The following is a 17,538-nucleotide window of genomic DNA, read 5'->3' on the forward strand; positions in this document are numbered from 1 at the left end:
GAAAAGACAGCCTGATAGAAAAAGGATCATCTCATGGTGTTGAACCTGAGATGATCCTCTTTTGGTACGTATAAAAGTCAAGATACTCCTAAAAGAAAAGAATTACAGGCTGTTCATGGATGACAGCTGGCTGCTGGCTCGTTCGACTGCACGTTTGACCATGTTCCCGGCGTCCCGTGATGTGATGCCGCCCCAGCCTTCTTTCTGAACAACGTCATAGAAACCGAGTTCCTGTGCAAGTTCTTCTTTTAATTGTTCAGACATGATTCCTCTTCTTCTGCTCATGGTTATTCCCCCTTAAGATGTACCATATGTTTAATATGTGCCTGGATGGACGATTCTTTACTAGGGGACGGGAACCAATTTCAGAAAGATTCTTTAGGTTCGGCAGTTAATACCGCTGCCCGATTTCCGTGGGAGACTCCGCTTTCCGCGGGTGACCCGTGAGCCTCCTCGGCTTCAGGTGCGAGAAGAAAAGCGGAAGGGCTTTGCTTAGAGGCTTTGGCATAAGGCGAATAGGCCACGAAGGCGTTCTTTGCCTTCTTGGACGAGTTGATTTATGACATTTGCCTCTAAGCCCTGTAGCTGGACAGGTCTCACATTGGTCACTTCTCCCGCAGGAGTCTTCGTCTCCCACTCCAATCAACAGCTGGGGCCGGTTCAGATCAAGAAAACGCTGCTGATTCATTTCATCACATCATATAGTCCATCAAAAGATAAGAAAAAAGGACAAATAAAAAAGCAGCAAACGTTTGTTTACTGCTGGCTGAAGATGATATTTCCTGTTGCTTCATCATAAAATGTTAATTGGACTGTCTCAGTGAGAACATCTGCATAGCTGTAAGAAACTCGTTCGAACGCATTCTCTTCCTGGTCAAGCTGGACCACAAATACAGAAGGATACGTTTCGGCTAGAACGCCTGAACGTTCAATTGTTTTACGACGTCCACCGTTTGCTTTAAGCATTAAACGTTTCCCGAGATTTGAATCAAGGGATCTTTTAATGTCGGCTAATGTTTTTGGCATTTCGCTTCCACCTCACTGAAAAAAATTATAACACATTATGTAATTTAAGTCAAATAAATTTATTATTTTAACAAGAAATTTAAATACCTGTCAATATATTTTATTCAACAAAAAATACGTTTTTTCTACACTTTTACCTTTCCCTGGTAATTGATAAATTATGTAAACTATTTTTATCCAGGATATTTTCAACAATAACAGGGTTAAATGCCTATATTTCCTGACAAAAAATAACCCCCGCAATCATGATGATAATCGCAGGGTCTACAGTTTATGTCGAAAGGTATTTATTCCTCTTCATCGATTTTATAGGGCATACCGGTACGCAGCATACCTTTCGTTTCCACACCGCCGAGCCCCTTATCCCCGGTCAGTGTATTCCGGATGACATCCCAAACGTTCACCGAATCCTTAAAACCGGTGTAACAGATCTTGGCTACGATATAAACCGGGTCCAGGGCATGGATGTTGACTCTTGAAGGTGAACTGGCAAAATTCGCGCCTGCGTGGATCAGTGATTCAAAATGCGATTGGCAGGCTCCTGCAAAAATGACGAGCTGATCCAAGTGGGGATACTTCCTTCGCACTTCCCTCACCGCCTGGACGAAATATTTAGAGTGCCGGTAAGCATTAATATCCGACTTTGCCCCCTTTGCTTTTGAATAAGCATCATGACCCGTGACCACCACAATATTCGGTCTGTATTTATCGATGAGTGGGCCGATTTCATTCGGCATCTCTGTCTCGCTGCAATGTACCCCCTTTACCGGTACACCGATTCTTTCATATAGATCTAGACATTTTCGTAAATAGCTGGGATCTCCATCAAGATGAAGAACTTTACCGGGAACCTGGAAATAGTTAAACTCATCTCTATAAGCATTCGTCATGGTATACTCTTGCTTTTGCTTAAGGAGCTCAATATCCTGCCGGAACAAATCAAAAGATTGCTCTTCCTTCGAACGGAACTCTTGAATGAGCCGGTCCTGCTCTCTAGGGTCCATCTTCTTCAAATCATGAAAAGGAGCATCCGCTATTAATCGATAATCTTCCCCGTAAAGTATGGCCGTTCTCTGTCCGTCCAACAGACGGATATCGATGACTCTAAACAAGATATCACACTTATAAGAAAGTCGACCCACGACATCATTGATTTCGATTTTCACATCCGTCACTCCCATGGCCTTGCATTCATTAAGCGGGAAAGGAAAAAGCAAATAAAGGGCTGATGCCACCAGATGTCCCAACACACCAATCGCCCTCTCACGCTCTCCTGTTTCATTCGTAATGACTCCCTTTGATAACCTATGCAGGCCATGGGTTGTGGGTGTATGTAAATATCTTGGGATATCCTTATATAAAAAAACTGCCTTTTGAAATCATCAATTGATTCCAAAAGGCAGCTTTCCTTTCAATGTTTTAATTGAAATGAGGGTACAGCGCATCACTCAACGCACCGAATTCCTTGATTGAAAGCGTCTCACCTCTTCGTGTCGGTTCCACTCCCGAATTCGATAACGCCTCTAAAATATACTCTTTCTTTTCTTTCCCGCTCGGCAGCTGGCTGGTCAGGTTGTTCAAGATCGTTTTTCTCCGCTGGGCGAAGGAAGAGCGTGTCACCGTAAAGAAGAAGTCTTCATCAATCACGTCCACCGGAGGCTTTTCTCTCTTCGTCAAGCGGATGACGGCAGAGTCCACATTCGGCTGCGGCATAAATACCGTTTTTGGCACAGTCATGACCATTTCCGCTTCCGTATAGTATTGAATGGCGATGGATAACGAACCGTATTCCTTTGTGCCGGGCTTTGCAGAGATCCGGGCTCCTACTTCCTTTTGCAGCATGACACAGATGCCCCTGATTGGCAGACGCTCCATCAGAAGCTTCAAGATGATGGGGGTTGTCACGTAATACGGAAGATTGGCAACCACCATTATATCCTCGTAGCCGGCGAATTCTTCATCTATGATCGCTTTTACATCCGCCTCAAGCACATCTTCATTGATGATTTTCACATTATCATACGGTGAAAGTGTATCTCCGAGTATCGGGATCAGACGCTGATCGATTTCAAATGCGACTACTTTTCCCGAGGTACGGGCCAGATGTTCGGTCAGGGCGCCTATACCCGGTCCGATTTCGATGGCTGCAGTATCCTTAGAGAGGCCTGCAAATTCCGTTATATTACGTAGGATATTGGGATCGATCAGGAAGTTCTGACCGAGGCTCTTTTTAAAAGAAAATCCGTATTTCCCCAAGATTTCTTTTGTACGCAGCGGTGTGGCGATATCTTTATGCATTAGTTTCCTCCTGAATAATTTCCATTAGCGCACGCTTGAACTCATCCTTTTGGATATTGAACATCATCAAGCGCTTATGAAGCTGTTTACCATTAGTGTATCCGATTCTGAGTTTCTCACCAAGTGCGACCCTTCTGTCCTTTGACTGCGGACTGCCAATCAGCCCGGCTGTGACAAGATCATCCTTTGTGATAATTTCTTCATTTTCCTTTTCGATCATATGGGCTTCCTTGAGGGCTTCCCTTATGATTTCCGGGGCAGCATGCTCGACACCGATCCCCCTGCCTGATTTCGGGAGGGCATCTTTTTTATGGACAAAAGCATGTTTGCAGCCCGGGACGGCCTCACTCACAATCTTCCGGATACGCTCTCCCGGATAATCGGGGTCGGTGAAAATGATGACTCCCCTTTTTTCCTGTGCATGCCTGATCTTTTCAATCGTAACAGGAGAAACCGCAGAGCCGTTCGTTTCAATCGTATCGGCTGATACAGCACGCTGTATCGCTGTCGTATCGTCTTTTCCTTCCACGACGATGATTTCTTTTATTTTCATAAAACCTCCAAAAAAGTTGAAACTTATTATCCGTGACGTTCGTCTAATCTGTAGAACCCAATATTTTTATTATAACTGAAATCGTTCAGTGCTTATACAGAAAGGTCAGTCCCCATATCAATCCAAAAAGAAAAAGCAGGAGAAAAAGACTCCTGCCCTTAGTCTAATATTTTTATTTTGATTGTTTTTCTTCCCCAACGGTACGCATCAGATTGCGATGAGAAGAAAACATCGATTTTGTTCCCTTTGATAGCGCCGCCTGTATCGGCTGCGACTGCATAGCCATACCCTTCTACATATACCTTTGAACCAAGCGGGATAACTGAAGGATCGACCGCAATGACTTTAGCGCCAGGATTGGCTTTCAGGTTGATGCCTGTCGCCGTATGTCCTGAACATCCGTTACAGTTTGCTGTGTAAGCCGTTGAGCTAACATAGAATTCCCTGCCGCCGCTCTCTGCTGAGGCTGAGGCGGAAGGCGAGCTTCCACGCGAAACCTGTGCGACAAGCACTTTTGTTCCGACGTTTACTATTTTATCCTGACTTTCTTTTACCACGTTTTCACTGACTAACTTCCTGGAAACTTCTTTTCCATTCTCTTTGACGATTTCGTATTTCTTTTCAACAAGACCCTTTTTCCCTTCCTGCACGATTTTTTCCTTGCCTTTGGAAAGGGCTGAGTCTTTTCGAGAAACGACCGTAAAGTCAGTTGGTTCTTCCACTACATCGGTGACTTTTTCAACTCGAACGACGTTTACGACGTCATCTGGTTTGATGACATTGTCTAAACCCGGTTCAACGCGATCGGTTTTATTAAGTGTGATGCCCTGTTGCTTTAAAAAGTCAGCGACCGTAGTCGAAGTGGACCATGCCTTTTTCTTTTTGCCTCCATCCACAAGCTGAAGCGGAAAGGCTTCCTCGATGGTAATCTTCATGTCCCCTGAAATCTTTTTGGATAAGGCTGGTTCGACCTTATCATGTTCCCCAATCTCGATCTTGTTCTCCGATAGTAACTCTTTTACCGTATCTGCGTTGGTCCAGATCTTCTTCTTCTGATCACCAACCGATACCTCTACCTGTTTTGCCGGTTCCCAAACGATTTTCATGTTGTTCGTAACCTTACTTGTTCCCGAGGGATACAAATAGTCTTCTGAGCGGGTTGAAATCTCTAAATCTTTTAATATATCTTGAATGGTGTTTGCATGCGTTCTAATCTCTTTTTGCTCGCCGTCTAAGGTCAATGCCACAGTGTTTTTGGAACCTTCATAAAAAAGGATTCCGAAAACAGCTGCCGATGCTGCGATTGTTGCGACAGCAGCGATCCATTTCCTTCGACTCAAAGACTTGGAAAACAGGCTTTTCATGTTTTGAATGTTCATGAAAAACGCCTCCTTTTCTCGGAGTGATTATATAGAGTATTCCAGAGAGTGTCAACCCTTACTTCTTTTTTCTTAATCTAGCAAAATATTGAAAACCAGGGAACATAGGACATATTATGCAGAAAAAAAGAGAAAAAGAAAAGAGAGAGTTATCGACATGGTTATCCTATGATGGACAATTGCCATGTAGAACTTTTTGTTTTCTTTAAGTTTTCGGACAAGCTCCCTCAATTCTCGACAGCATTCGATGTCAGTTTATGTTGAATAATTTATTTGCATTTTCTGTTGTGACCGTTTCTACTTCTTCCAAGGAGATGCCTTTCAATTCTGCAATCTGTTCTGCCACCAGCTTTACATACGCAGGTTCATTCCGTTTCCCTCTGTTCGGATGAGGGGCAAGATACGGACAGTCTGTTTCGATGAGCAGCCGCTCCAGTGGAATTTCCTGGGCTACTTCCTTCGGCTTTTTCGCGTTCTTGAACGTCACCGGTCCGCCGAGGGAAATATAGAAATTCATATCTACGCATTCCTGGGCAATCTCAGGACTTCCGCTGAAGCAGTGCATGATTCCGCCTACCTCTTCAGCTCCTTCTTCCCGAAGGATATCAACTATATCCTGAGTCGCTTCCCTGTTATGTATGATGATTGGCAGTTTCACTTTTTTCGCTAAGTGAATTTGTTTTCTGAATACTTCTTTTTGAATATCTTTAGGTGACTTATCCCAGTGATAATCAAGGCCCATTTCGCCGAGGGCGACCACTTTGGGATGAGAGGAAAGTTCTTCGATCCAAGCAAGATCCTCCTCTTTCATATCAATTGCATCAACAGGGTGCCAGCCAATGCTGGCATAAAGAAAGTCATACTGTCCCACCAGTTCCATGGCTCTTTCGATGGTCGGGCGGTCAAAGCCGACGACAACCATCCTTCCGACTCCTGCTTCTTTTGCTCTTGAGATGACCTCCTCAAGATCTTCATTGAATTGTTCAGCGTTCAGATGAACATGTGTATCAAATAACATATGTGACACTCCTTGTATTCAAAGTAATTTTATTATAAAAACGAGTAACAAGCATCTCAGTAACGTAACATTTAGGTTACAAATTATGGGTGAATGAGAAAATATTAACTTTAGTGCTTCACCGCACGCCATTTATTAATGCCTGGAAAACCTTGAAATACCGCTGTTGGTTTCCGTGGAAGACTTCGCTTTCCGCGGGCGAGCGGGGAGCCTCCTCGGCGCTCTGCGCCTGCGGGGTCTCCCCAGCTTCGCTTTTCCCGCAGGAGTCTTCGTCTTCCACTCCAACCAACAGCTGGATCCGGTTACTATCAATTTTCCCATTTTTATTATTATCTATCTCCGTATATTGTATAGGCTTAAAAGCATATTCTAAAACAATTTGATTTCATCTTTTCGACTTATTATTTTCATATAATAAATACAAACAATAATACTTATTAATATAATACGATTTTTCACACATACTATCTTTATATAACAAAAGGATGTTCCACGTGGAACATCCTTTTGTTGAATTCATTTTACTTTTGTGCCGTTTGGCAGTGTTTGGTCCACGGTTGCGAGTGATAGTGTTCCGTTTTCTTCTCCTGCGAGGATCATTCCCTGGGAGAGTTCACCGCGCAGTTTGACCGGTTTCAGGTTTGTGACGCAGATGACTTTCTTTCCGACTAACTCTTCCGGCTTAAAGTGTTTCGCGATTCCTGAGACGACTTGTCTCTTTTCATATCCGAGATCAAGCTGGATTTTCAGGAGTTTATCCGCTTTTTTGACAGGTTCGGCATTTACGACCTGTGCTACCCTGAGCTCTACTTTCATGAAATCGTCAATTGTGATTTCATCACTTTCTTCCGGAGCAGGTGCAGCTTCTTTTTCTTCTTCAGCAGGCTTGCTTCCCTGCATTTTTTCTTTGATAAAGTCAACCTCTTCCTGCAGATCAAGACGCGGGAAGATCGGCTCGCCTTTTTTCACCACTTCTGTTCCTGACGGGATGGCACCAAATGTCTCTAAACTTTCCCATGTTTGAAGTTTTTCGTCATGGAGATTCAGCTGTTCAAAGATTTTCTTCGGAGTCCTTGTCAAGAACGGCTGCAGCAGGACGGCCACTCTTCTCAATGATTCTGCCAGATGGCTCATGACACTGCCCAATTCAGCTTTCTTGTCTTCTTCTTTGGCAAGGGCCCAAGGCTGTGTTTCATCGATATACTTGTTGGTCCGGCTCACCAGCTGCCAGAGGCTTGATAAAGCAACCGAGAACTCCATGTTTTCCATTGCTTCTTCGTATTTATTAACAGTATCTTTGTTGATGTTCAGCAGATTTTGATCGAACTCCCCGTCGGAGCCTTCGTAAGCAGGGATAACACCGTCAAAATACTTGTTGATCATGGCAACGGTTCTGTTCAATAAGTTACCAAGGTCATTCGCAAGATCGAAGTTGATTCGTTCGACAAATCCTTCCGGAGTGAATACCCCGTCAGAACCGAATGGAACTTCCCTTAATAAATAGTAACGAAGTGAATCAAGACCGTAACGGTCGATCAGCGTGACAGGATCGACTACATTCCCTTTGGACTTGGACATTTTGCCATCCTTCATCAGAAGCCAGCCATGTGCAAATACCTTTTTCGGAAGCGGAAGGTCCAATGCCATCAGCATGATCGGCCAATAGATGGTATGGAAACGTACGATTTCCTTCCCTACCAGATGCACATCAGCCGGCCAGTACTTCAGATAATTCTTGTCATTTTCGCTGCCGTAGCCAAGCGACGTGATGTAATTGGATAGGGCATCGATCCATACGTAAATGACATGCTTCGGATCACCCGGGACCTTCACTCCCCAATCAAAAGTCGTCCGTGATACTGCCAAATCTTCGAGACCGGGTTTGATGAAGTTATTGATCATCTCGTTTTTACGAGATTCAGGCTGTATAAATTCAGGATTTTCATTATAATAAGCAAGCAGACGGTCTACATAGTTGCTCATCTTAAAGAAGTAGGATTCTTCCTTCACCTTTTCAACAGGACGGCCGCAGTCTGGGCAATTCCCATTCTCAAGCTGTCTTTCTGTGAAGAAGGATTCACACGGTGTACAGTACCAGCCTTCGTATTGATCAAGGTAAATATCTCCCTGGTCTAAAAGCTGCTTGAAGATCTTTTCGACAATATCTTTATGACGCTTTTCGGTCGTCCGGATGAAGTCATCATAGGAGATGTCAAGTTTCCCCCATAAATCTTTAATGCCGCTCACAATATCATCTACATATTTTTGCGGGCTGACACCCTGCTCTTCCGCTTTACGCTGGATTTTCTGGCCGTGCTCATCTGTGCCCGTTAAATATCTTACATCATATCCGCGCATTCTTTTGTAACGGGCCATCGCATCTCCGGCCACCGTCGTATAGGCATGACCAATATGTAAATTACCGCTTGGATAGTAGATTGGTGTTGTAATATAGAAGGTATTCAATTTCTCTTCCACTTTCGCTTCCTCCTCTTTTTTTCTATAATGCCCACATAAACCTTTAATCAGATACGAATGGTATAAAGTGGGTTTTATTCTATATTCTTACCTATTATCTTAACCGCTTATCTCATCAAAATATACCTAAAATAAAGGGATTCTGCAACTGCACTATCCAACCTTCAAATAATGTCGAAAAGACAGATGTAATATGTCGATTAATGTCGAATTATTGCACCTGTAAAGATTTTTCGACAAATCTTAATTGATTACAATAATATTAAATTGGTAATACAATTATTTACAATACATCGTAAAGCTTGTCATATCAACTTTCTCTTTGGAAACCTTTTTAAAAAATTTACAAATTTAATTATTGACGATAGATAAAATCGTTGGTATGATATTACCAGATACAGAAAAATGTCGAATATTGACGAACCTTTAACAAACTAGAGAGATAAAATAAAATCATTCTTTGGAGGAGAAAATTATATGAAATCTACAGGTATTGTAAGAAAAGTTGACGAATTAGGACGTGTCGTTATTCCTATCGAACTTCGCCGTACACTTGGCATCGCTGAGAAGGATGCGCTTGAGATCTACGTGGACGACGAAAGAATCATCTTAAAGAAATACAAGCCAAGCATGACTTGCCAAATCACTGGTGAAGTATCTGATGATAACATCAAGCTTGCTGACGGCAAATTGATTTTGAGCCGTGAAGGTGCAGAACAGTTAATCAAAGAAATCCAGGATTCTTTCCAAAAAAATTAATCATTGATATAAATACAAGGGCTGAGTCATGATGTACTCAGCCCTTTTTCTATTTCTCCACATGAAATGCCTGGTATACTTCCCTCTTAGGGAGGTTTCTTTCCTTTGCGACTTCTTTAATCGCCGATTTTGAAGACATTTCTTTTTCTTCTATATAATACTGAACGTGGCCTTCAATTGAATAATCATTCCACCATTCTTCCTGCTCCTCTTCATCTGGCTGCGGATTCCCTTCGACCATGACACAAAATTCACCTCTTATTTCACCGGTTTCAGCCCACTCCAGCACGTCTTCCAATGAACCGCGGATGAACTCTTCGAATTTCTTTGTCAGTTCACGGCAAATGACAATCTGCCGATTCCCGAGAGACTGATGAAGTTCCTTCAGCGTTTCTTTCAATCTGTGAGGGGATTCATACAGGATAAATGTATCCTTCAATGACCGGAGCCGTTCGAGTTCTGCACGTTTTTCTTTCTTTCCCCTATGAAGGAATCCGTAAAAATAAAACGGCTGGGGGGCAAGTCCCGAAGCAATCAATGCCGTCAAAGCAGCATTTGCACCCGGCAGAGGGATGACGGCCAGATTGTTTTCTATCGCTGCCTGTACCAGTTCATAACCCGGGTCGGAAATGGAGGGCATCCCTGCGTCGCTGACCAGCGCGACCGTTTCACCCTGCTCCATTCTCTCAATGAGCTTTGGACCACTCGATTCTTTATTATGCTCATGATAACTGATGATCGGGGTATCGATTTCAAAGTAGTTGCTCAGCTTCTTTGTATTTCTTGTATCCTCTGCTGCAATGACATCCGCTTCCTTCATGATGCGAATTGCCCTGAATGTCATATCTTCAAGATTCCCGATTGGGGTGGGGACAAGATAGAGGCGGCCTTTGCCGGTTTCCTGGTAGCTTTTTTGCTGGTTCATGATGGGTTTCACCTCCTGGGATTATTCTTTTCCATAAAGCATTTCATAAACTTCCTGAGAATATTCATTGTTTTCATTGTAGACAAATAGAGGCGGGAGTATCTTTAAATCAGGTTTTCCGTCTTTGATTCCTTCGATCAAAAGCGTATTGGCTTCTTTTCCCTCCCTCGGATAGACGAGCCTCATCCGCTTCGGTTCAAGACGGTGCTTCCTCATCAGGGACAGGATATCCATCAGCCTTCCCGGCCTGTGTACGAAAGAAGCTTTTCCGCCTTGCTTCAGCAGGTAGCTTGCAGCCTGGATGGTGTCCTCAAGGGTGCAGAGGACTTCATGGCGCGCGATGGTATAATGTTCATTCAAGTTTTGCATGGATGTCGGAACGGTTTCGAAATAAGGCGGATTGCACGTCACCACATCATAATGGGAATGATGAAGCAGTTTGTTTATTTCTTTTACATCGCCAAGCTTCATCGTTACCTGATCCTCAACGCCATTATACCGAATGCTTCTCTCAGCCATATCAAGCAGACGCTCCTGGATTTCCACCCCGGTGATTTCAACGCTCGTCCGTGCGCTTAAAAGCAGCGGTATGATCCCATTTCCGGAACATAGATCCACCACTTTCCCTCTTTTCAAGGGAAGATAGCTGAAGCGCGCAAGCAATACCGCATCCAGGGAAAAGGAAAATACCGACGGACTTTGAATGATCCTCATATTTTCTGCCAGCAGATAATCCAATCTTTCATCGTCTTTTAATACAACCATGTGTTTCCTCCGCTTGTTCAACAAAAAGGACCAATCCCTTCTGAATGGATCAGCCCTTTTCATCATTTATCTTATTCTAGGCATTACAGGTCCTGCTTTATTTCTTGTTCAAGAAAGACAGGCAGAACAAGCAATCCTCGTCTTTGCGCGGACTTCCAAAGTGGATATTGCATATATGGAAGCCTTCCTGGTAAAGCCGGGCAAGGTTATCGTAGCCTTCCCCGATATCCAGTTGTTTATCTTCTAAGTCCGACTCGCTCGTCGTACCCGCATCGCCTGTTGTTTGAACCTTTTTCGGTGAGTTCTCAGTCTGTTCCAGTCTTCGGCGCAAATGTTCGTTTTCAAGCTTGAGCGCATTATTCTCCTCAAGCATTTCGGCAAGACACTGCTTAAGCTCGCCAAGTTGATTGTATAAATCACCAATCTGTTGTTCCATATTGCTGACTGAATCAAAGAACTCTTTTTTATCCACGACACTACACCCCGTTACTCTGTGGCTTGGAATGATACGGCACCTTCGTTCATTATTTCATCTAAAGTGAATTCCAATACGCGTTCCGCATCTTTTATATCTACTTGAAGAACACGCTCAAGAATATTAAGACCTACCACTTTACCTTTCCCGTGAGGTGTTTTAATCACTTCACCAATATCAGGCAATTCCGCTTTGGCTGCTTCATATTCGTCATTTTCGTATTTAAGACAACACATCAAGCGGCCGCAAAGCCCTGAGATCTTGGTAGGATTAAGAGATAGATTTTGATCTTTCGCCATCTTGATGGATACCGGTTCAAAATCTCCCAAAAAGGTCGAACAACAAAGCATACGGCCACAAGGACCGATACCCCCTAGCATTTTCGCTTCGTCACGAACGCCAATCTGACGAAGTTCAATCCGCGTACGGAAAATAGAAGCCAGGTCTTTCACCAGCTCCCGGAAATCAACACGCCCATCAGCTGTAAAATAAAATATGACTTTATTACGATCAAATGTATATTCTACATCTACTAATTTCATATCTAATTGATGCTGATTGATTTTATCACAACATACATCGTAGGCTTCCTGAGCGGAAGTTTTATTTTCTTCCACCGTCAGCCGATCCTTCTGATCAGCGATCCGGATCACCTTTTTCAAAGGAAGCACTACATCATTTTCACCGACTTGCTTTCTTTCTACGACTACTTTTCCAAATTCGACCCCGCGGACAGTTTCAACGATCACATAATTATTTTTATGGATATCGAGTTCGCCCGGATCGAAATAATAGATTTTTCCCGCTTTTTTAAAGCGTACTCCTACAACATCGTACAAAGGACCATCACCCCTGCAGTTTTAGCATAAGCTGTTCTACCAGCAGCTGAGAATTCATATTGGCGTTTAACTTGCGTTTTGCTTCAAGGATCGCCGTCATACTAGTAGAAAGACGGTTTGTCGATACTTGAAGTGCGTCTGATTTCCATTTTTCCTTTTGGTCCGGGTAGACGAGCTGTTCTTCTTTTCCTAACTGGATTTGAAGTAAGTCTTTATATATTAGAAGTAAAAGATCCAATGCTCGATCAACTTGATCTTTTTCTTTGAAGTGCTGTACAAAATCCTCTTGAATCTTCACCATTGCCTGGAAGGGACTTTTCTGGAGGACTTCATATAATTTTAACACTATTATTCTTGCTTGTGCAAACCACTCATTTTGACATATTTCTACAGCTTCCTCATATCGGTTTGTCAAGTTAGCGGCGAGCGGCGCCATATGAGGCGGCATTCCCTCGTCCAGCAGCTGTTTTGTTAAATATTCTTTTGGAAGCGGTTTGAAAGAAATCGTCTGGCACCTCGAAAGAATGGTAGGCAGCATTCTATGAATATTCTCCGTAATCAGGATTGCCGTCGCATCCGCAAGGGGCTCCTCAAGGAATTTCAGGAGGCTGTTAGCGGCATTGGCCGTCATCTTATCACTGTGAACAATGATATAAATCTTCTTTTTCGATTCGACCCCGGTTTTGGAGAACTCTTCTTGAAGAGATTTAATCTGCTCTTTTTTTATCGAAAGACCGTCCGGCTCAACCAGATGGAGGTCCGGATGATTTCCATGGTTGACGCGCCTGCAATTATTGCACTCTTCGCATGCTTTGCCGTCCGTTCGGTTTTCACAGAGCAGGGCTTTCGCAAACAGGAAGCCCACTTCCCTTTTACGTGTCCCTTTTTCTCCTTCGAATAAATAGGCATGCGCAACCCGGTCCTTCATGATGCTGTTTTGAAGCATCTGTAGAACCACAGGCTGAAACGATTGTATTTCTTCAAACTTCATCTGAACCACTCACTTACATATAGAGATTGATCAGCAATCCCTTTATTTCTCCGATTTTCCCCAATACATCGATCGACTTTTTCTCTTTATCCATGACAGCTTCGGTCAGTTCGACAAGCTCACTGTCGATCGTTTCCACGATATTGAGCTTTCTTCCTTCACCGTACTGATTCCATGTATGCGATTGTTTCAGATCCATGCCGAAATCGACTGCTTCTCTCACAAATTTCTTCACCAGCGTTTTATATTTTGCAAGATCCTTGAAATTACGGGACTTTGCCAGGCGGCTGCCGGCATCTTCAATCGTGGCCAGAAGCTTACTGAGCTGTTCCATCTGCATTTTCTGATCATGCTTTTGAACGAGCTGGCCGAACTTCGCCTGGCTTGTCCCTGCTGACTTGCTTTCCTTGTGAAGTTTATCTAAAGATACACGGGTATCCTGATTGATCTTCATACGTTAAACCCCTTTTGACTAGGCTCTTTTCGCATACTTTGTTGCTATACAGACAAGAAAATAACAGAACTTGGGTATTTTCGGGTTATCAGTCCTTCCCTAGATCGAACTTGAGTTCGAAAAGAGCACGACAACAAGCTGCATTTAGGTTACAACCTATTTACGAAAAGCAACAACCTTTTAGAAAACAGCCTTTTATTAAAACTGGTGGAACTGATCGACTGGCAGGACAAACACTGTGGCGCCGCCGACCTCGACCTCAACCGGATAAGGAACATACGAATCTGCGTTCCCTCCCATAGGGGAAACGGGCGCAACAAGCTGATCGCGCGATTTGCAATTATCTTTGATCACCTGCAGGGCTTTGTCGACGCGGATATCTTCCGTCCCGATGATGAATGTGGTATTCCCTGATTTCAGGAAGCCCCCGGTGCTTGCAAGTTTTGTCGAACGAAAATTGTGGTCCATCAACGCATTGGATAAACGATTGCTATCTTTATCTTGAACAACAGCCATAATGACTTTCATATGCGGCTTTCCTCCGTTTCAAAGACATATACTTCCTTCTATTATATCAATAAATGGGTTGGGCTGACATCCTACTTATCAGAAATACTCTAATAAATACTCTCTATAGCTGTTGATTTCCGTGGAAGACTTCGCTTTCCGCGCGTGGCCCGTTCACTTCCCCGGTCGTAATGATCTAAGGAAAGCACTGTCCAGCTACAGGACAGCTCTGGATATCCCCTAATAACAATAATTACCACATAGTTAGCGCCGTATAATAAAAAGACAACCTCTTTATAGACTCATTCTGTCATATCGAAGCTGCCTTTATAACGGTTACCCTATAAATCTTTTTACGATGTCGTATGCTGATGCGAGTACTTCCTCTTTGCTTTTGCTTGCGTCCACGACCTTGATGCGGTCTGGATATTGTTCGATTAGAGATTGATACCCCTCATAAACCTTTTGGTGGAAATCAAGGGACTCGAGATCTAACCGATTTACTTCCCGGCCATCATGCCCGGCGATTCTTTTTAAGCCTTCTTCAGGGGTTATATCGAAATAAAGTGTAAGATCCGGCATCTTATCCTCGATCGCAAATTGATTGATGTTCATCACTTCTGTCATCCCTATGTCCCGGCCTTTTCCCTGGTAAGCCAGTGAGCTGTCAATAAACCGGTCACAGATGACGATGGACCCTTTTTCAAGTGCAGGGATGACGACCTCTACCAGATGCTGGCGCCTTGCCGCTGCATACAGCAATGCCTCCGTGCGGATGTCCATGGCTGTGTTTTCTTTATTCAAAATGACTTCCCTGATCTGTTCAGCAATGGACACGCCGCCCGGCTCCCGTGTTTTCACAACATCGCGGCCTTCTTCAACGAGCTTGTTGTAAAGTTCATTGAGTATTGTAGACTTTCCCGCACCATCAGGGCCTTCGACTGTAATAAATCTTCCTTGTTTCATTTCCCTTTACCCTCCATCTATCGATACACGCATACACGGCTTTCATCCAAACGGTGATCTCCCTGTATGTTTGCTTTATTCTCCATATATTGTTTCAGTCTTGCCATCGTTTCTTCTGATATTCTTTCACCCGGGATCAGCAATGGGATGCCCGGCGGATACGGAGTGATCATCCGCGCCGAGATTTCTCCCTCAGCCCCGGCTAACGATACCCACTCCTCTTCCCTATCATCCATTTCTTCGTGGGTTAATGCAAGTTCCGTGTAAGAACGCCGTTTTTTTCTTACTGCCTTAGGGGCGTCTCCTGCTTGTCCCGGAACCCCTTCCTTACTCAATACAGCATGGATGTGCCCGGCTGCTTCCTTATAAGGAAACGAGAAGCCTTCCTTCATTAAAGGCAGGATCAGCAGAACATAATAAGAATCCGCGAGTTCACAGAAGATACCTTCTCCCTCCAACAAGCGTTGAAGCTCATACCCCGACATCCCCTTCATGGAAAGCAGCAGCTTCAATGGGTCATCTGTACGCTTCACCGATAATCCCTCATGAATACCGCTTAAAGCTTGCACAAATTCATTGATTACGTCTATATTCTTTCTTATATCCGCTGCTGTCACCGTCGCTAAGTAGGATCTGGCATAATCAAGTGAAGCCATGATCGGGTAAGAGGGACTGCTTGACTGCAGGATCGATAAGTATTCCTTTACCTTTCCTTCATTCACCCGTTCACTTCCTATATGTAAAAAAGATCCCATCGTCATCGCAGGGAGCATTTTATGGGCCGAGTGAATGACAATGTCCCCTCCCAGATCAAGCGCCGACGCAGGTAACGGATCTCCCAGCTGAAAATGCGGACCGTGTGCTTCGTCAATGATACAGATCACTCCGTGTTGGTGAAATTCATCGATTAATGATTTCAAATCAAAAGTCATTCCATAATAGGTAGGATACGTGAGCACACATGCCTTGGCATCAGGGAAAGCCTTCATCGTCTCCCTGACCGACTCAAGACTGACCCCGGTCGGCATCTTCCCTTCTTCATCCCACTCTGTTTCTATTAGGACTGGTACCGCCCTCGCAAGCTTTATTCCATTCATCACGGACTTATGGCAATTCCTTTGTACCAAAACAGTCTCTCCCTGAGAACACGATGCGAGTATCGCAGCAATATTCCCTGCCGTACTGCCGTTTACCAGAAAGCAGCTCTTCTTGCTTCCATACAGATCACTGAGCAGCGCCTCAGCATCCCTTATCGCTTCCTGCGGATCATGTAGATCATCCAATCCGCTAAGTTCTGTCAAATCCCTTTTATAAAAAAACTGCTTGTCCTTCTCATCTATTAATAAACCATTTTTATGACCAGGTACATGAAATGAGATGGGATTTTTCTCAACATGCCTTTCAATCGCTTCAATAAGAGGCATCCTCGCTTGATCAACCTTCATGTTTACCCCTCTTTCTCACCGCAAATATCAATCTTCATCGTACCATATTTTATGTTCTTAAACTAAAAAAATCATAACCAAGCTGTCTATCACCTGGTTATGAATAAATTTGAGGGGTATTCACTTTTTTCAATCGCTGGACGAACAATTTGTACACCGGATCATTTGTATCCGTCTGGACCATTTCCCGTTCACATTCCGTACAGATAAATGATGTGTACAGATGAATTCCGACCGACTTTTCACTTTGACACACAATACACTGCTCTTCAACCGCCTTACGCTCTGCATTCATCATAAGGTTCCCCACCTCCATACAATCTATTGTGCCCCAAGTGCTCCAATTGTATACAATATTTTAAACTTTTAAACTAACAGAATTATCAAGTGTACTTTTATCTTATGTAGGGAGCGCCCAGTCTGTGTATGTCTTGTTAAAAAAGTTTGTAGAATTGATTTGGGGACGGTGTTTGGGTGTAAGAGTGAGTGGGATGGTGTATGGGTATTTGTATTGGAGCATTTGATTGGCATTGGCGTGAAATCGTGTGTGTTGATTTATTCGGATTCTTGATAAAGTCTCAGTTTTGATAATAAATGCAGGTTTGCGTTAATAAGAAGACGGATTCGATTATATCTCAATGCATTTGAAAAAAGGAGTTT

At 43.6% G+C, this 17,538-nt stretch carries 19 protein-coding genes; 1 reads left to right on the plus strand and 18 read right to left on the minus strand.

Going from position 1 to position 17,538, the window contains the following annotated elements; genetic code table 11:
- Positions 1–102: 102 nt before the first annotated feature.
- The 8 genes from ACKA06_RS18190 to metG form a co-directional block, all read right to left on the minus strand.
- Positions 103–285 carry a small, acid-soluble spore protein, alpha/beta type gene (locus ACKA06_RS18190; RefSeq protein ID WP_032085219.1) on the minus strand — a complete coding sequence of 61 codons (183 nt, stop codon included), beginning with the start codon at positions 283–285 and terminating at the stop codon, positions 103–105.
- Positions 286–756: 471 nt separating this feature from the next.
- Positions 757–1,026 carry a biofilm formation stimulator Veg gene (gene veg / locus ACKA06_RS18195; RefSeq protein WP_032085220.1) on the minus strand — a complete coding sequence of 90 codons (270 nt, stop codon included), beginning with the start codon at positions 1,024–1,026 and terminating at the stop codon, positions 757–759.
- A 287-nt stretch (positions 1,027–1,313) separates the two neighbouring features.
- On the minus strand, positions 1,314–2,192 hold the full coding sequence (gene yabG, locus ACKA06_RS18200; RefSeq protein WP_176716116.1) for a sporulation peptidase YabG: 879 nt from the start codon (positions 2,190–2,192) through the stop codon (positions 1,314–1,316).
- Positions 2,193–2,445: 253 nt separating this feature from the next.
- Positions 2,446–3,324, minus strand: a complete 879-nt coding sequence (gene rsmA / locus ACKA06_RS18205) for a 16S rRNA (adenine(1518)-N(6)/adenine(1519)-N(6))-dimethyltransferase RsmA (RefSeq protein ID WP_058300018.1) — start codon at positions 3,322–3,324, stop codon at positions 2,446–2,448.
- Complete coding sequence (rnmV, locus tag ACKA06_RS18210; RefSeq protein WP_058300017.1) at positions 3,317–3,877, minus strand: ribonuclease M5; 561 nt, start codon at positions 3,875–3,877, stop codon at positions 3,317–3,319. Before rnmV ends, rsmA begins: the two co-directional genes overlap by 8 nt.
- A gap of 158 nt (positions 3,878–4,035) precedes the next feature.
- Positions 4,036–5,256 carry a G5 and 3D domain-containing protein gene (locus ACKA06_RS18215; RefSeq protein ID WP_231937996.1) on the minus strand — a complete coding sequence of 407 codons (1,221 nt, stop codon included), beginning with the start codon at positions 5,254–5,256 and terminating at the stop codon, positions 4,036–4,038.
- Positions 5,257–5,506: 250 nt separating this feature from the next.
- On the minus strand, positions 5,507–6,274 hold the full coding sequence (locus tag ACKA06_RS18220) for a TatD family hydrolase (protein ID WP_058300016.1): 768 nt from the start codon (positions 6,272–6,274) through the stop codon (positions 5,507–5,509).
- Positions 6,275–6,790: 516 nt separating this feature from the next.
- Positions 6,791–8,752: a methionine--tRNA ligase gene (gene metG, locus ACKA06_RS18225; protein WP_058300015.1), complete on the minus strand. Its 1,962-nt coding sequence runs from the start codon at positions 8,750–8,752 to the stop codon at positions 6,791–6,793.
- A gap of 477 nt (positions 8,753–9,229) precedes the next feature.
- Between metG and ACKA06_RS18230 the strand changes: the two genes are divergently transcribed.
- Complete coding sequence (locus ACKA06_RS18230) at positions 9,230–9,511, plus strand: AbrB/MazE/SpoVT family DNA-binding domain-containing protein (protein WP_032085225.1); 282 nt, start codon at positions 9,230–9,232, stop codon at positions 9,509–9,511.
- Positions 9,512–9,560: 49 nt separating this feature from the next.
- On the opposite strand, the gene rsmI is transcribed toward ACKA06_RS18230, so the two are convergent.
- The 10 genes from rsmI to ACKA06_RS18280 all read right to left on the minus strand — a co-directional run bounded on the left by rsmI (position 9,561) and on the right by ACKA06_RS18280 (position 17,176).
- The gene (rsmI, locus tag ACKA06_RS18235) at positions 9,561–10,436 is read right to left on the minus strand and encodes a 16S rRNA (cytidine(1402)-2'-O)-methyltransferase (RefSeq protein WP_411160346.1); all 876 of its coding nucleotides are present in this window, start codon (positions 10,434–10,436) and stop codon (positions 9,561–9,563) included.
- A 21-nt stretch (positions 10,437–10,457) separates the two neighbouring features.
- The gene (locus ACKA06_RS18240; RefSeq protein ID WP_032085227.1) at positions 10,458–11,201 is read right to left on the minus strand and encodes a tRNA1(Val) (adenine(37)-N6)-methyltransferase; all 744 of its coding nucleotides are present in this window, start codon (positions 11,199–11,201) and stop codon (positions 10,458–10,460) included.
- A 97-nt stretch (positions 11,202–11,298) separates the two neighbouring features.
- On the minus strand, positions 11,299–11,673 hold the full coding sequence (gene yabA / locus ACKA06_RS18245) for a DNA replication initiation control protein YabA (RefSeq protein ID WP_032085228.1): 375 nt from the start codon (positions 11,671–11,673) through the stop codon (positions 11,299–11,301).
- A 14-nt stretch (positions 11,674–11,687) separates the two neighbouring features.
- On the minus strand, positions 11,688–12,515 hold the full coding sequence (locus ACKA06_RS18250; protein ID WP_032085229.1) for a PSP1 domain-containing protein: 828 nt from the start codon (positions 12,513–12,515) through the stop codon (positions 11,688–11,690).
- Between the two features lie 7 nt (positions 12,516–12,522).
- Positions 12,523–13,506: a DNA polymerase III subunit delta' gene (gene holB / locus ACKA06_RS18255; RefSeq protein ID WP_032085230.1), complete on the minus strand. Its 984-nt coding sequence runs from the start codon at positions 13,504–13,506 to the stop codon at positions 12,523–12,525.
- A 13-nt stretch (positions 13,507–13,519) separates the two neighbouring features.
- On the minus strand, positions 13,520–13,960 hold the full coding sequence (locus tag ACKA06_RS18260) for a YaaR family protein (protein ID WP_032085231.1): 441 nt from the start codon (positions 13,958–13,960) through the stop codon (positions 13,520–13,522).
- Between the two features lie 198 nt (positions 13,961–14,158).
- Entirely contained in the window at positions 14,159–14,488 is a 330-nt protein-coding gene (locus ACKA06_RS18265; RefSeq protein WP_032085232.1) for a cyclic-di-AMP receptor, read from the minus strand.
- 315 nt (positions 14,489–14,803) lie between these two features.
- Positions 14,804–15,433, minus strand: coding sequence for a dTMP kinase (gene tmk, locus ACKA06_RS18270; RefSeq protein ID WP_064563550.1), 630 nt, complete (start codon positions 15,431–15,433; stop codon positions 14,804–14,806).
- Between the two features lie 17 nt (positions 15,434–15,450).
- On the minus strand, positions 15,451–16,878 hold the full coding sequence (locus tag ACKA06_RS18275) for an aminotransferase class I/II-fold pyridoxal phosphate-dependent enzyme (RefSeq protein WP_411160347.1): 1,428 nt from the start codon (positions 16,876–16,878) through the stop codon (positions 15,451–15,453).
- A gap of 97 nt (positions 16,879–16,975) precedes the next feature.
- On the minus strand, positions 16,976–17,176 hold the full coding sequence (locus tag ACKA06_RS18280) for a sigma factor G inhibitor Gin (protein WP_244888213.1): 201 nt from the start codon (positions 17,174–17,176) through the stop codon (positions 16,976–16,978).
- Positions 17,177–17,538 lie beyond the last annotated feature (362 nt).

This window comes from Rossellomorea oryzaecorticis (assembly GCF_045897515.1).
Taxonomy (GTDB): Bacteria; Bacillota; Bacilli; order Bacillales; family Bacillaceae_B; genus Rossellomorea; species Rossellomorea enclensis.